This is a genomic window from Pseudoalteromonas sp. S3776, from assembly GCF_005886915.1.
Classification (GTDB): Bacteria; Pseudomonadota; Gammaproteobacteria; order Enterobacterales; family Alteromonadaceae; genus Pseudoalteromonas.
Map to the genome: position 1 here is coordinate 101,131 of NZ_PNCU01000014.1, position 13,767 is coordinate 114,897.

General features: G+C 42.4%; 20 protein-coding genes. 18 read left to right on the plus strand and 2 right to left on the minus strand.

Features of this window, described 5'->3' with window-relative positions:
• Window positions 1-15: 15 nt before the first annotated feature.
• On the minus strand, window positions 16-702 hold the full coding sequence (locus CWC16_RS07070; RefSeq protein ID WP_138541028.1) for a TorF family putative porin: 687 nt from the start codon (window positions 700-702) through the stop codon (window positions 16-18).
• Between the two features lie 279 nt (window positions 703-981).
• Window positions 982-2,145 carry a hypothetical protein gene (locus CWC16_RS07075; protein WP_138541029.1) on the minus strand — a complete coding sequence of 388 codons (1,164 nt, stop codon included), beginning with the start codon at window positions 2,143-2,145 and terminating at the stop codon, window positions 982-984.
• Window positions 2,146-2,456: 311 nt separating this feature from the next.
• On the opposite strand from CWC16_RS07075, the gene CWC16_RS07080 reads away from it, so the two are divergent.
• The 18 genes from CWC16_RS07080 to rplQ all read left to right on the plus strand — a co-directional run bounded on the left by CWC16_RS07080 (window position 2,457) and on the right by rplQ (window position 13,183).
• Window positions 2,457-4,427 carry an AsmA family protein gene (locus tag CWC16_RS07080; RefSeq protein WP_138541030.1) on the plus strand — a complete coding sequence of 657 codons (1,971 nt, stop codon included), beginning with the start codon at window positions 2,457-2,459 and terminating at the stop codon, window positions 4,425-4,427.
• Between the two features lie 279 nt (window positions 4,428-4,706).
• On the plus strand, window positions 4,707-5,075 hold the full coding sequence (gene rplN / locus CWC16_RS07085) for a 50S ribosomal protein L14 (protein WP_004589211.1): 369 nt from the start codon (window positions 4,707-4,709) through the stop codon (window positions 5,073-5,075).
• Between the two features lie 10 nt (window positions 5,076-5,085).
• On the plus strand, window positions 5,086-5,400 hold the full coding sequence (rplX, locus tag CWC16_RS07090) for a 50S ribosomal protein L24 (protein WP_004589210.1): 315 nt from the start codon (window positions 5,086-5,088) through the stop codon (window positions 5,398-5,400).
• Window positions 5,401-5,416: 16 nt separating this feature from the next.
• A complete protein-coding gene (gene rplE / locus CWC16_RS07095) occupies window positions 5,417-5,956 on the plus strand; it encodes a 50S ribosomal protein L5 (protein WP_010392500.1) in 540 nt (179 codons plus the stop codon).
• Between the two features lie 10 nt (window positions 5,957-5,966).
• Window positions 5,967-6,272: a 30S ribosomal protein S14 gene (gene rpsN / locus CWC16_RS07100; RefSeq protein ID WP_004589208.1), complete on the plus strand. Its 306-nt coding sequence runs from the start codon at window positions 5,967-5,969 to the stop codon at window positions 6,270-6,272.
• A 21-nt stretch (window positions 6,273-6,293) separates the two neighbouring features.
• The gene (gene rpsH, locus CWC16_RS07105; protein ID WP_004589207.1) at window positions 6,294-6,686 is read left to right on the plus strand and encodes a 30S ribosomal protein S8; all 393 of its coding nucleotides are present in this window, start codon (window positions 6,294-6,296) and stop codon (window positions 6,684-6,686) included.
• 13 nt (window positions 6,687-6,699) lie between these two features.
• A complete protein-coding gene (rplF, locus tag CWC16_RS07110) occupies window positions 6,700-7,233 on the plus strand; it encodes a 50S ribosomal protein L6 (RefSeq protein WP_138541031.1) in 534 nt (177 codons plus the stop codon).
• Between the two features lie 9 nt (window positions 7,234-7,242).
• Entirely contained in the window at window positions 7,243-7,593 is a 351-nt protein-coding gene (gene rplR / locus CWC16_RS07115) for a 50S ribosomal protein L18 (RefSeq protein ID WP_004589205.1), read from the plus strand.
• A gap of 9 nt (window positions 7,594-7,602) precedes the next feature.
• Window positions 7,603-8,109 carry a 30S ribosomal protein S5 gene (gene rpsE, locus CWC16_RS07120; RefSeq protein WP_004589204.1) on the plus strand — a complete coding sequence of 169 codons (507 nt, stop codon included), beginning with the start codon at window positions 7,603-7,605 and terminating at the stop codon, window positions 8,107-8,109.
• A gap of 2 nt (window positions 8,110-8,111) precedes the next feature.
• Window positions 8,112-8,294: a 50S ribosomal protein L30 gene (rpmD, locus tag CWC16_RS07125; RefSeq protein WP_004589203.1), complete on the plus strand. Its 183-nt coding sequence runs from the start codon at window positions 8,112-8,114 to the stop codon at window positions 8,292-8,294.
• 4 nt (window positions 8,295-8,298) lie between these two features.
• Window positions 8,299-8,733: a 50S ribosomal protein L15 gene (gene rplO / locus CWC16_RS07130; protein WP_004589202.1), complete on the plus strand. Its 435-nt coding sequence runs from the start codon at window positions 8,299-8,301 to the stop codon at window positions 8,731-8,733.
• A 10-nt stretch (window positions 8,734-8,743) separates the two neighbouring features.
• Window positions 8,744-10,072, plus strand: a complete 1,329-nt coding sequence (gene secY, locus CWC16_RS07135) for a preprotein translocase subunit SecY (RefSeq protein WP_055015418.1) — start codon at window positions 8,744-8,746, stop codon at window positions 10,070-10,072.
• Between the two features lie 22 nt (window positions 10,073-10,094).
• Entirely contained in the window at window positions 10,095-10,208 is a 114-nt protein-coding gene (rpmJ, locus tag CWC16_RS07140) for a 50S ribosomal protein L36 (RefSeq protein ID WP_002959476.1), read from the plus strand.
• 125 nt (window positions 10,209-10,333) lie between these two features.
• A complete protein-coding gene (gene rpsM / locus CWC16_RS07145; protein WP_004589200.1) occupies window positions 10,334-10,690 on the plus strand; it encodes a 30S ribosomal protein S13 in 357 nt (118 codons plus the stop codon).
• Window positions 10,691-10,702: 12 nt separating this feature from the next.
• A complete protein-coding gene (gene rpsK, locus CWC16_RS07150) occupies window positions 10,703-11,089 on the plus strand; it encodes a 30S ribosomal protein S11 (RefSeq protein WP_002959471.1) in 387 nt (128 codons plus the stop codon).
• 21 nt (window positions 11,090-11,110) lie between these two features.
• Entirely contained in the window at window positions 11,111-11,731 is a 621-nt protein-coding gene (rpsD, locus tag CWC16_RS07155) for a 30S ribosomal protein S4 (protein ID WP_002959461.1), read from the plus strand.
• A 24-nt stretch (window positions 11,732-11,755) separates the two neighbouring features.
• A complete protein-coding gene (locus CWC16_RS07160) occupies window positions 11,756-12,742 on the plus strand; it encodes a DNA-directed RNA polymerase subunit alpha (protein WP_004589198.1) in 987 nt (328 codons plus the stop codon).
• A gap of 39 nt (window positions 12,743-12,781) precedes the next feature.
• Entirely contained in the window at window positions 12,782-13,183 is a 402-nt protein-coding gene (gene rplQ / locus CWC16_RS07165) for a 50S ribosomal protein L17 (RefSeq protein WP_138541032.1), read from the plus strand.
• Window positions 13,184-13,767: the final 584 nt, after the last annotated feature.

Consider the following 13,767-nt stretch of genomic DNA (forward strand, 5'->3'; position numbering starts at 1 on the left):
GTAACACATTTTGTTTTAAAGCGTAAAGTCTACCGCGTAACCTACGTAAACTTTAACATCTGACTCATCCATGTCGGTGTCAGATACGCCAAAAGTAAAACCATCTTTTGATACAGAGATACCATAATCAATAATATTATCATCGCCTATAAAGTCGCCAGAGTAGTGGCCTAAGTGCAGCGCAACCTCAGTGCCATTACTGCCCACAGCAAAGCTGTAATCGGCATTTAGGTATAGCGAATCGCCAAAGTCGGTGCCATCACCATCTGCGGCTGAAGTGGCAAGGATTGCCGCACCAAAGGTGAAACCTCCTGTGCTGATGCTACCGTAAATCTCAGAGAAATCAGCATCTGCCTCAGAAGCTGCATCTGGGTAAGCGTAATAAATGTAACCTACATCGTAGCTAACTGTCTCATTAATATCACCGCCAAAGCCAGCGTATAGGTCTAGCTCATACGTCATTTCATCGGCCCAAGATGCATTTGAGACCCAAGTGCCTGCATAAAAGCCCGACTCGTTAGCGTAATCAATACCGCCAGAAATAGCAGCATCGCCCCCAGTTTGCTCTTGTCCACGCCATAAGTAGTTAGACGTAGCCGCTGCGTTTGCTGTTACTTCAGCATGTACAGCCGTTGACGTTAAAGATGTTGCACCCATTAATGCTATTGCGCTAATAGCGATGGTTTTTTTTAGTTTTAACATGTCCATTTCCCGTTATATGATTTTTTGCTCGCCAAGGTTTTTATTCTCTTATTGGCAACCCTTTGGCTAGCGGCGTTTTATTGTTTAACTGGAAATAGAATTGCACTGTATGTGCCAGCTCAAAATTATTTGGTTGAAACTGGTTTTTTGTTCTTTTATAACAAGATGTTAAAGGATTTTCGAAAAAGGAGGGAATGAGGGTGATAGTAAAGAAACGCACACTGCTGGTGCATAATTTAACCTAACTGCACCAGAAAAATACAGTTAGGTTAGGTAAAATTAGCCAAATATAGTGCGCATAAGACTAATTGTTTCGTTTACTCCGCGACCTTTTTGTACTTCGCTAATTATAGAGTCGCGTTTACTGCGAATGTGCTCTGGTATGTCATCGGCTGCAAGTGCGCGGTCTACAAGTATTTCGGCTGACTCTTTACCTCTACGCTGTGGTTTTCCCGCACTTGTTGTGCTGCGTTTAGGTTTGTTTAATAGCTTAATATAATTTGAGTTATCGGCCGTGTTGGCATCTGCATAGTAAAAAAAGCACGGTAATAGCGCTTTTATACTTACCAGTTGCGCTTCTAGTTCATTGCTGCCACTAGCCATTTTAAACCACGACATAGCATGAATGCTTTGTACTATATCTTGCCAGTAGCGCTCAAAGTCGCGGTTGTTTAATTTTGTAATACCTAAAGCTGCGCATAATGCATCAAGACGGCTATTACTAATTGGCGTAAATACATCTGGGCGGCGCATTGCTAATAAACGTGTAGCTGGGGCAAGGGTAGGTTTTTCATCACTGCCGTTAAAAGCAAGTAAATAAGCAACAACAAACTGTTGGTAATCAGCTTCGCTCACATTTCCTTCAAGCGGAATGTTAGCAAGTGCATCGTCAAACGCGCCAGGTAAGTCGGCTAGCATTTGATGAAAACCCTTTGCACTTTTTGTTGATGCAAACCATTCAACATCAAAGTTATAGGTGCTTGGGTCGAGCGTAGCAGTGTGTTTACCACTAAATGCCAGTAAATCCTCTGGGATCATGTCTTTTAATGCTTGCTCACGAATGGTGTGCAAATACGTGGTAAGGCGAAGCTGTTCTTCCAGTGCAATAAGTTCTTTATGTTGCTCTACAAACATACTAATAACAGGCCAAGGTGCTACACGTAGTGTTTTAAGCTGTAAAAAGCTAATTGCAGAGGTTAGCTGATCGTGCAGCTTTTTTAAAACGGGTAGCTGTTTTGGCTCTAGTAAGTCGTAATTTATGCGGTCTTTACTTGCACTTAGTAGCTCATAACACCAGCCTAAAAAATCCTCTGGGTGGTTTTCTACTTTCACGGCCATTAGGTTTAGGCTTAGTTCTGAAGCTTGCTTCAAGATGTTTTGGTAAATTTGACTTTCTTGTTCGCCTAACGCCATTTTTGACGGTGAAATTAGCAGTTTTTTCATGCCTTGTAGAGTCTCCGAGTAGATACATTTTTTAGCTGCTTTATTTTAGCGCAAATACGCCAATAGCAACAGGGCCGTGCATCATACCTAACAATTCAAGGGATGCAATGTTGTAGGGCTTAATACTTGGCTAGATTTAAATTTGATGAGCTTTACTTTTAGTCACCAATTTCGCAAAGTTTACTTTTAAGCATAAATTCATCTCAAATTAAATAAATTACAATAAACAGCTTTTTTGTCGCAACGACAATGATTTTAAAGCTAACACTCGCTATGATAAGAACATTATTTGCACGTTTGAAAGGATGATCATGAAGACCTTACTCAAAATTGTTGGTGTAATACTCTTACTTTGTATTGCGTTAATTATTGCCGCTCCGTTTTTAATTCCAACTGATACTATTTTTAATAAAGTATTTGAACAGGTTGAAAAAACAACAGGGCGCACACTTACTATTAAAGGTGATAAAACGCTTAGTGTATTTCCTGCATTAAAGTTAGAGCTTAACGATGTGCACTTTGCAAACATGCAGACAGGCTCGCGCGACGACATGGCCAGTATGGAGCAATTAGCTGTGCATATACCCTGGTTATCGTTATTTGGTGGTGAGTTTAAACTTGATAAGTTTGTTATTAACGAGCCCAATATTTTATTAGAAACCGATAAAAACGGTAAAGCTAACTGGCAGTTGTTTGATGCTGTAGCAGCGCAGCCGCAAGAGCAAACTCAATCTGGTGAGGCTGTTAAGCTACCAGAGAATTTTGATATAGAGCTAGGTGAAGTGGCTATTTACGGCGGTACATTTACTTACCTAGATGGGCAAACTGGCGCTAAACAGCAAATTAGTGACCTAGAGCTGGCTATTTTATTACCATCACTGCGTAAAACATTAGAGATCAAAGGCGGCATTACATATATGCAAGAGCGCTTTGAGCTAGATGTAAAACTTGATACGCCAGCAAAGGCTATTGAAGGTGCGATGTTTGAGGTTACTCAAAGCGTAGACTCTCGCTTGGTCGACCTTACTTTTAACGGCAATATTGCGCAACAAGGAAAAGATATAAAAGGTGAGTTAGCGCTCAGTGGTGATTCTGTTAAAGAGCTAGCAACTTGGCAGGGAGTAGACTTAAACGCCAAAGAAAATACATTTAATGCGTTTAGCGTAAACGGCAAAATGCACCTTATAAATGATACGTTTAACCTAGAAGAGCTGATTGCTACCCTAGATGAATTAGAGATTAAAGGTAAAAGTGAAGTTAACTTAGGAAATAAACTAGCGGTTAATGCCGACATAGACCTAGGTATGCTTGATCTAAATCCATACTTACCGGAGGCAGTAGCCAAGCAGCAAGCGCCGCAAAGCGAAGAACCTAAAGCCGCACAGCCGATTGCTTGGGACGATACTAAAATTGATTTAAGCGCATTAAATGCACTTAATGCTAATGTAGTTATTCGCTCAAGCGGTTTAAAAGCGAATGATATTAAGCTCGGTGCGAATCAATTGACAGTCGACTTAAACAACAGCGTTGCTAAATTAAGTTTAGATAGCTTTAAAGCCTATGAGGGCACCGGTAAAGGGGTCATTAATATAAATGCGCAGCAAACACCGTATAAAATAAGCACAAATTTTGATTTAGCCGACATAGACGCGCAACCGTTACTCACAGATGCAGCTGGCTTTGATAAACTTATGGGTAAAGGGTCATTAAATTGGAACTTAACTACGACTGGCCAAAGTCAAAAAACCTTTATTGATGGATTAAACGGCAAGATTGGCTTTGAATTTGCTGATGGGGCTGTTAAGGGCGCAAACATCGCTGAAATGGTTCGTAAAGGCAAAGAGCTTATTACAGGTAACTTGGGCGCTGTAAGCGAGGGCTTAGATACGGGCTTTGAAGAATCTGAGCAAACAGATTTTTCTGCGCTCACCGGTAGCTTTAATTTTACGAATGGCGTGGGACATAATAACGACCTATCCCTGATGAGCCCACTTATCCGTATTACAGGTGAGGGCGATGTAGATTTACCTAAAACCAATGTTGATTATCGGTTAGTGACAGGTATTGTTGATTCAATTGAAGGACAAGGCACTACAGATGACAGCACGGGCTTTAAAATCCCACTGCGAATAAAAGGCCCATTCCATGACGTTGGCTTTAAGCTAGATGTAAGCAATGCACTTAAAGATAAAGCAAAGCAAAAGCTAGACGATGCCAAAGAAAAAGCAAAAGAGAAAGCCAAGGACAAGGTTAAAGATAAACTAAAAGGCTTATTTGGCTAAAGCTAATAAGCAACCACAAATAAATAATTAAGGCGCTATTAGCGCCTTGATTGTTTTATAACCACTTGTAAAATAGCTACATAGCGGTTTTTACTCAGTTTTAATATGGCCTTCACTCAAATTAATTAAAAAATAACCTACCACTCACTAGCCAATGCTGGTACAATTGCCCGCCCTTAAGAGACAACTCCGTTGTTTTTAGAGTGGGATTTAATCGAAGTGCCTTGATTTTAAACAAATTTAAGGCAAGTTGTAATTACTACACCGGAGGTCATTAACATGATCCAAATGCAAACTCAGCTGGAAGTTGCTGATAACAGCGGCGCTCGCAAAGTGCAGTGTATAAAAGTCCTTGGTGGTTCACACCGTCGCTATGCGGCAGTTGGCGATATCATTAAAGTTTCTGTGAAAGAAGCTATTCCTCGCGGTAAAGTGAAGAAAGGTGATGTTAAAAACGCGGTAGTTGTGCGTACCAAAAAAGGCGTTCGTCGTCCGGACGGTTCTCTGATCCGTTTCGATAGCAATGCGGCTGTTATCTTAAATGATAACTTGCAGCCAATTGGTACTCGTATCTTCGGCCCTGTGACTCGTGAGCTTCGTAATGACAAGTTCATGAAAATTGTTTCACTAGCCCCAGAAGTACTGTAAGGAGTCTATCATGGCAGCAAAAATCCGTCGTGATGACGAAGTAATCGTACTAGCAGGTAAAGACAAAGGTAAGCGCGGCAAAGTGCTTTCAGTTGTTACCGAGTCTGGTCGAGTATTTGTCGAAGGCATTAACTTAATCAAGAAACACCAAAAGCCGGTTCCACAATTGAACCAAGCTGGCGGCATTGTTGAGAAAGAAGCGTCTATCGACGTATCAAACGTTGCGATCTACAACTCGGAAACGAGTAAAGCAGATCGTGTAGGTTTCAAGATTGAAGATGGTAAGAAATTACGTATCTTTAAATCTACTGGTAAAACTATCTAATAGTTGGAGTAGAATGATGGCGAAACTGCATGAAGTATATAAAGACAAAGTAGTTGCTGAGCTTCAAGAGAAGTTTGGTTTCAGCTCTGTCATGCAAGTCCCTCAGATCGAAAAGATCACATTAAATATGGGCGTGGGCGAAGCCCTAGCTGACAAGAAGATTTTAGATAACGCTGTAGCGGATCTAGAAGCTATCTCTGGTCAGAAACCTTTAATCACTAAAGCACGCAAATCTGTTGCTGGCTTTAAAGTGCGTGAAGGCTACCCAATTGGCTGTAAAGTAACCTTACGCGGCGAGCGTATGTGGGACTTTTTTGAGCGTTTGGTATCAATCGCTATCCCACGTATCCGTGACTTCCGTGGTGTGAGTGCTAAGTCTTTTGATGGACGTGGTAACTACAGCATGGGCGTACGTGAACAAATCATCTTCCCAGAAATTGATTACGATAAAGTAGACCGTGTACGCGGTATGGATATCACAATCACAACTTCTGCGAAATCTGATGAGGAAGGCCGTGCGTTGTTAGAAGCGTTTAACTTCCCATTCAAGAAATAAGGGTAGGGTTATGGCAAAGAATTCTATGAAAGCGCGCGAAGCAAAGCGCACTAAACTAGTTGCTCAGTACGCTGAAAAGCGTGCAGCACTAAAAGCTATCATCAGCGATGTTAACGCATCAGAAGATGATCGTTGGGACGCGGTACTTAAGCTTCAAGCTTTACCACGTGATTCTAGCCCTGCACGTCAACGTAATCGTTGTAACATTACGGGCCGCCCACATGGTTTCCTTCGCAAATTCGGCATGAGCCGTATTAAAGTTCGCGAAGCAGCTATGCGCGGTGAAATTCCTGGCCTTAAAAAGGCTAGCTGGTAATAGTATCACGGGAGTAAGACTATGAGCTTGCAAGATCCTATCGCGGATTTGTTCACACGTATCCGTAACGGTCAATCAGCGAAGAAAGTATCTGTAACGATGCCAACTTCAAAGCTGAAAGTAGCAGTAGCTAAAGTATTAAAAGACGAAGGTTACATCGCAGATTTCGCAGTAAACAGCGAAGCGAAACCTGAGCTTTCTATCGAGTTGAAATACTTCGAAGGCAAAGCTGTAATTGAAAATATCCAGCGTGTTAGCCGCCCTGGTCTACGTATCTATAAGAAACGTGACGAATTACCTAAGGTAATGGGTGGTCTTGGTATCGCTATCGTATCAACTTCTAAAGGCCTAATGACAGACCGCGCAGCACGTAGTGCTGGTGTTGGTGGTGAAATCATTGGCTTTGTAGCTTAATCGGAGGGGAACTATGTCTCGCATAGCAAAGGCACCAATCAATGTTCCTGCCGGTGTAGAAGTTACATTAAAAGGCCAGGACATCACAGTTAAAGGCAAAAACGGTGAATTAACGCGTACTATCAACGATGCAGTTGAAGTACAACTTAATGACAACGTTATTACAACTTTACCTCGTGAAGGCGTAGCTAATGCATGGGCACAAGCAGGTACTGCTCGCGCTCTTATCAACAACATGGTTGTTGGTACGCATGAAGGTTACGAGAAGAAACTTCAGTTAGTAGGTGTTGGTTACCGTGCAGCAGCTAAGGGTAAAGTTTTAGACTTAACACTTGGTTTCTCGCACCCAGTTAATTTCGAAGTTCCTGAAGGAATTACGATTGAAACTCCAAGCCAAACAGAAGTTCTAGTTAAGGGCGTAGATAAGCAGTTAGTTGGTCAAACAGCTGCTAACATTCGTGCATACCGTAAACCTGAGCCTTACAAAGGTAAAGGTGTTCGTTACGCAGATGAGAATGTACGCCGTAAAGAGGCTAAGAAGAAGTAAGGTAAGACGATGGATAAAAAAACAGCTCGTCTACGTCGTGCTAAACGCACTCGTAGAAATTATATTGAACAAGGCACAACGCGTCTTGTTATCCACCGCACGCCACGTCACATTTACGCTCAAGTAGTTAATGCTGAGGGTACTGTACTGGCTGCTGCTTCTACTGTTGAGAAAGCTATTAGCGAAACAGTTAAAGGCACAGGCAACGTTTCAGCTGCACAAGCAGTTGGTAAAGCGGTTGCAGAACGTGCGGCTGACAAAGGCATCGAAAAGATTGCTTTTGATCGCAGTGGCTTTAAATATCACGGCCGTGTGAAGGCGCTAGCTGATGCTGCGCGTGAAGCCGGTTTGCAATTCTAGGAGTAGACAATGGCTAACGTAGAAGCAAAGCAACAACAGCCTGATTTAGCTGAAAAGCTAATCGCGGTAAACCGTGTGTCTAAAGTAGTTAAAGGTGGTCGTATCTTTAGCTTCACTGCACTAACTGTAGTTGGTGATGGCGCAGGTAAAGTAGGTTTTGGTTATGGTAAAGCACGTGAAGTTCCAGCTGCTATTCAAAAAGCAATGGAAAAAGCACGTCGCAACATGATCAATGTAGACCTAAATGGCAACACATTACAGCATCCTGTTAAAGGACGTCATGCTGGCTCACAAGTGTTCATGAAACCAGCATCAGAAGGTACTGGTATCATCGCAGGTGGTGCTATGCGTGCAGTACTAGAAGTTACTGGTGTGCAGAACGTACTTTCTAAATGTTACGGTTCTACCAACCCGATCAACGTAGTACGTGCAACGATTCAAGCTCTAGAGAACATGAACTCTCCAGAGTCAATCGCTGCTAAACGTGGTCTGCGCGTAGACGAAATTCTGGGGTAACCATGGCAAATAAAACTGTAAAAGTAACACAAGTAAAGAGCTCTATCGGTCGTTTACCGAAGCATAAAGCTACATTACGCGGTCTTGGTTTACGTCGTATCAACCACACTGTTGAGTTAGAAGACACAGCATGTGTACGTGGTATGATCAACCGAGTTTCTTACATGGTAAAGGTAGAGGGTTAATTTCATGCATTTGAATACACTTTCACCTGCTGCAGGTTCTAAAACTGCTCCAAAACGTGTTGGTCGTGGTATCGGTTCTGGTCTTGGTAAGACTGGTGGCCGTGGTCACAAAGGTCAAAAATCACGTTCTGGCGGTAAAGTACGCGTTGGTTTTGAGGGCGGTCAAATGCCTATGCAACGTCGTCTACCTAAATTTGGTTTCACTTCACGCAAATCGTTAGTATCTGCAGAAGTAAACCTTTTTGAAATCGCTAAAGTTGAAGGCGATGTGGTAGACCTAAACGCGTTACAAGCAGCTGGTCTAGTTAAAAAGAACGTTCTGTTCGTTAAAGTTGTTAAATCTGGCGAAGTTTCACGCGCTGTTACCGTTAAAGGCCTTAAGGCTTCTAAAGGTGCTCGCGAAGCTATTGAAGCTGCCGGAGGCAAGGTAGAAGACTAAGGAAGTACTGATGGCTAAACCAGGTCAAGATACACAAAGTGCACAAAGTGGACTTTCGGAATTGAAGCGTCGATTACTATTTGTTTTAGGTGCTATCATTATTTACCGTCTAGGTTCATTTGTGCCAATCCCTGGGATTGACGCCGCTGTACTTGCCGATTTCTTCGAGCAACAAAAGGGCACCATTGTTGAGATGTTCAACATGTTTAGCGGTGGTGCGCTTGAGCGAGCTTCAGTGTTAGCACTGGGTATTATGCCGTATATCTCGGCTTCGATTATTACGCAACTATTAACGCATATGTATCCTCCGTTTATAGAGCTTAAGAAAGAAGGTGAGCAAGGGCGTAAAAAAATTAGCCAGTACACACGCTATGGCACGCTTGTGCTTGCTACTATCCAATCAATCGGTATTGCGACTAGCTTACCGGGCATGATGGAAGGGTTAGTTGTTAACCCTGGTATCGGTTTCTACTTCACCGCTGTGGTGAGTTTGGTTACAGGTACTATGTTCCTAATGTGGTTGGGCGAGCAAATAACTGAACGTGGTATCGGTAACGGTATCTCAGTTCTAATATTTGTTGGTATTGTAGCTAACCTGCCGTCTGCTATTGGTTCGACAGCCGAAATGGCGCGCCAAGGTGATTTGAATGTTTTTGTACTGTTGATGGTTGCGGTTATAGTATTCGCTGTTACTTATCTTGTAGTGTTTTTCGAACGTGGGCAACGTCGTATCGTTGTTAACTACGCTAAACGCCAACAAGGTCGTCAAGTATTTGCTGCTCAAAGCACGCATTTACCACTAAAAGTAAATATGGCGGGTGTTATTCCACCAATCTTTGCTAGCAGTATAATTCTGTTCCCTGGTACAATTGCAAGCTGGTTCGGCCAGGGTGAAGGTCCGGTCGCTGATGTGCTACAAGCTATTGCAACAACGTTGACTCCTGGTCAACCTTTGTATGCGATGGTATTAGCTGCAGCTATCATCTTCTTCTGCTTTTTCTACACAGCGTTGGTTTTTAACCCGCGTGAAACAGCAGACAACCTGAAGAAATCTGGCGCATTTATCCCAGGTATTCGTCCAGGTGAGCAGACATCTAAATACATTGATAAAGTGATGACACGCCTGACATTGGCAGGTGCTTTGTATATAACCTTTATCTGTCTGGTGCCCGAATTCATGACTATGGCATGGCAAACGCCATTCTATTTCGGCGGTACATCAATTTTGATTATCGTTGTAGTAATCATGGACTTTATGGCACAAGTACAGACTCACCTGATGTCACATCAGTATGATTCTGTGCTGAAAAAAGCGAACCTTAAAGGCTACGGCCGATAAGGTCAGTTTACGGAGTTGAGCAATGAAAGTACGTGCTTCCGTTAAGAAAATATGCCGTAACTGTAAAGTTATTAAACGTGCTGGTGTAGTACGCGTAATTTGCAGTGAGCCTAAGCATAAGCAAAGGCAAGGCTAAGTAAACAGTCGTGCAGGCTGAGATTTCTCGGCCTGTGTTTTTAGTTGTGATTTGGTCTTCGTTTGAGTATCCTTACGGGCTTTTCAAACTTTTGATTACCAAATTCAAATATAGGAGATGTGTTAGTGGCCCGTATCGCTGGCATTAACGTCCCTGATCATAAACATGCAGTTATTGGTTTAACAGCAATTTATGGCATAGGTAAGACTCGCTCTAAGGCTATCTTAGAAGCGACTGGTATCGCCGAGACCACAAAAATCGGTGAACTTTCAGACGAAACTCTTGACGTACTGCGTGATGCAGTTGGCAAGTACACTGTAGAAGGTGACCTTCGTCGTGAAGTTACTCTAAATATCAAGCGCCTTATGGACCTTGGTTGTTTCCGTGGCCTACGTCACCGTCGCTCTTTACCACTACGTGGTCAAAGAACAAAGACTAACGCGCGTACCCGTAAGGGTCCTCGTAAGCCTATTAAGCGATAAGGGGATAGTATTATGGCTAAGACACCAATTCGTCGTAAAAAGGTTAAAAAGCAAGTTGCTGATGGTATGGCTCATGTTCATGCGTCTTTCAACAACACTATTGTAACAATTACCGACCGTCAAGGTAATGCATTATCATGGGCAACTGCCGGTGGTTCAGGTTTCCGTGGTTCACGTAAATCTACACCATTTGCTGCTCAGGTTGCTGCAGAGCGTGCAGGTACTGCTGCTCAAGAATACGGTTTAAAAAATCTAGAAGTTTTCATTAAAGGTCCAGGTCCAGGTCGTGAATCTGCTGTACGTGCTTTGAATGCTGCTGGTTACCGTATCACCAACATTACTGACGTGACGCCAATACCACATAATGGTTGTCGTCCACCGAAGAAACGTCGCGTTTAACAATAGGTTAGGAGAAATAACATGGCAAGATATTTGGGCCCTAAGCTCAAGCTGAGTCGTCGTGAAGGTACTGACCTGTTCCTTAAGAGCGGCGTAAGAGCTATCGACTCTAAGTGTAAACTTGAGACTGCACCTGGTCAGCACGGCGCTCGTAAAGGTCGCTTATCTGATTACGGTTTACAATTACGTGAAAAGCAAAAAGTACGTCGTATTTACGGTGTATTAGAAAAGCAATTCCGTAATTACTACAAAGAAGCTGCTCGCCTTAAAGGTAATACAGGTGAAAACTTGTTACAGCTTTTAGAGCAACGTTTAGACAATGTTGTATATCGCATGGGTTTTGCTAGCACACGCGCTGAAGCACGTCAGTTAGTAAGCCACAAAGCGATTTTAGTTAATGGTCGTGTTGTGAATATTCCTTCATACGTAATTACTCCAGAAGATACTGTAGTAATCCGTGAGAAGTCTAAAACACAAGCACGTATCATCGCTGCTCTAGAGTTGGCTGAGCAACGTGAAAAGCCGACTTGGGTTGAAGTTGACGGTAAGAAATTGGAAGGCAGCTTTAAGCGCCTACCTGAGCGTTCAGATCTGTCTGCGGACATTAATGAACAACTAATCGTCGAACTTTACTCTAAGTAAAGTTAAGAGTTAAGAGAGGATAAAATGCAGGGTTCTGTTACAGAATTTCTAAAACCAAGGTTAGTCGATATCGACGCTATCAACCCAACGCGTTCTAAAGTAGTTTTAGAACCACTAGAGCGTGGCTTTGGTCATACTCTGGGTAATGCCTTACGCCGTATACTGTTATCATCTATGCCTGGATGTGCAGTAACTGAAGTTGAAATCGACGGTGTATTGCATGAGTACAGCGCGAAAGAAGGCGTACAAGAAGACATCATTGAAATACTACTAAACCTAAAAGGTCTAGCAGTAACGTTAGAAGGCAAAGATGAAGTTTTTCTGACCCTGACTAAATCTGGTGTAGGCCCTGTGACTGCGGCTGATATTCAGCACGATGGCGATGTAACAATTGCTAATCCAGATCACGTTATTTGTCATTTAACGACAGATAGCAGCGAGATCAGCATGCGTATTCGTGTTGAGCGTGGTCGTGGTTATGTGCCGGCATCTAGTCGTTTATCCTCTGATGACGATGAGCGTCCAATTGGTCGATTGCTGCTTGATGCATCATTCAGCCCAGTTGAACGTATTGCGTACTCGGTTGAATCAGCCCGTGTTGAGCAACGTACAGACTTAGACAAGTTAATCATTGATATGGAAACAAACGGTACTTTAGATCCTGAAGAAGCGATCCGCCGTGCGTCTACTATCTTAGCTGAGCAATTAGATGCATTCGTAGATTTACGTGATGTAACTGAGCCAGAAGAGAAAGAAGAGAAGCCAGAATTCGATCCTATTCTACTTCGTCCAGTTGATGATCTTGAACTAACAGTACGTTCAGCAAACTGTTTGAAAGCCGAGCAAATTCAATATATCGGTGATTTAGTTCAGCGCACTGAAGTTGAGCTTCTTAAAACGCCTAATCTAGGTAAGAAGTCTCTAACTGAAATAAAAGACGTGCTAGCTTCACGTGGTCTTTCTCTAGGCATGCGCCTAGAAAATTGGCCGCCTGCAAGCCTAGCTGAATAATCTAAATCACTATATTAGTTTAGTTAGAAGGATAGGGTCATGCGCCATCGTAAGAGTGGTCGTCAATTAAACCGTAACAGTAGCCATCGTAAAGCGATGTTCAGCAATATGGCAAGTTCTTTGGTGAAACATGAAATCATCAAAACTACTTTGCCTAAAGCGAAAGAGTTACGCCGTGTAATTGAACCTTTAATCACACTGGCTAAGACTGACAGTGTAGCAAATCGCCGTTTAGCGTTTGCTCGCACGCGTGATAATGAAGTAGTTGGTAAATTGTTCAGCGAAATCGGTCCTCGTAATACAGACCGTCCTGGTGGTTACACTCGTATTCTTAAGTGTGGCTTCCGTGCTGGTGATAATGCACCAATGGCTTATATTGAACTAGTGGGTCGCCCAGCGACTAACGAAGAAGTTCAAGAAGACGCGCAGTCTGCAGAGTAAGTCTTTAAAGAGACACCAAAAAGCCGAGCTTATGCTCGGCTTTTTAATACCAAAAATTTGATAAACAAATTGTTTGAGTTATTCTATCTACTTATCTACTTATCTACTTATCTACTTATCTACTTATCTACTTATCAATTTTAAGAATTTTTAGCTTAAGAAATGAATGGGCCTATTTATTAAGCTTTAATAATACTTATAAACTTATTTATTAGAGTTTTACTTAATGGTTAAGTTATAAATAAGCACAATCACAGCATTCATTTACATAAAAGCACTACTATAATCTAAATAAAGGCTACTTTTAGTTGTGTTTTTGAGCGTTTAGCTCAAATACGCAGCGAACAGTCATTTATTTCAAGTTTTCTTCAAAAAAGGGTTGATCTGTTTTCGGATCTCCCTATAATGCGACCCCACTGAGACGGCAGAGCGCAACGCATAGCGAGGCACGAGCTAATCAGTGAGTCGAGTAAAACTTAGTTTTAAAAACTTTCAAGTTTAACAAAATTAAGTGTTGACAAAAAAATAGGAAAGCGTAACATGCGCAGCCCTAGCGAGATAAAGCAACGCGCTTTAATCGCAAC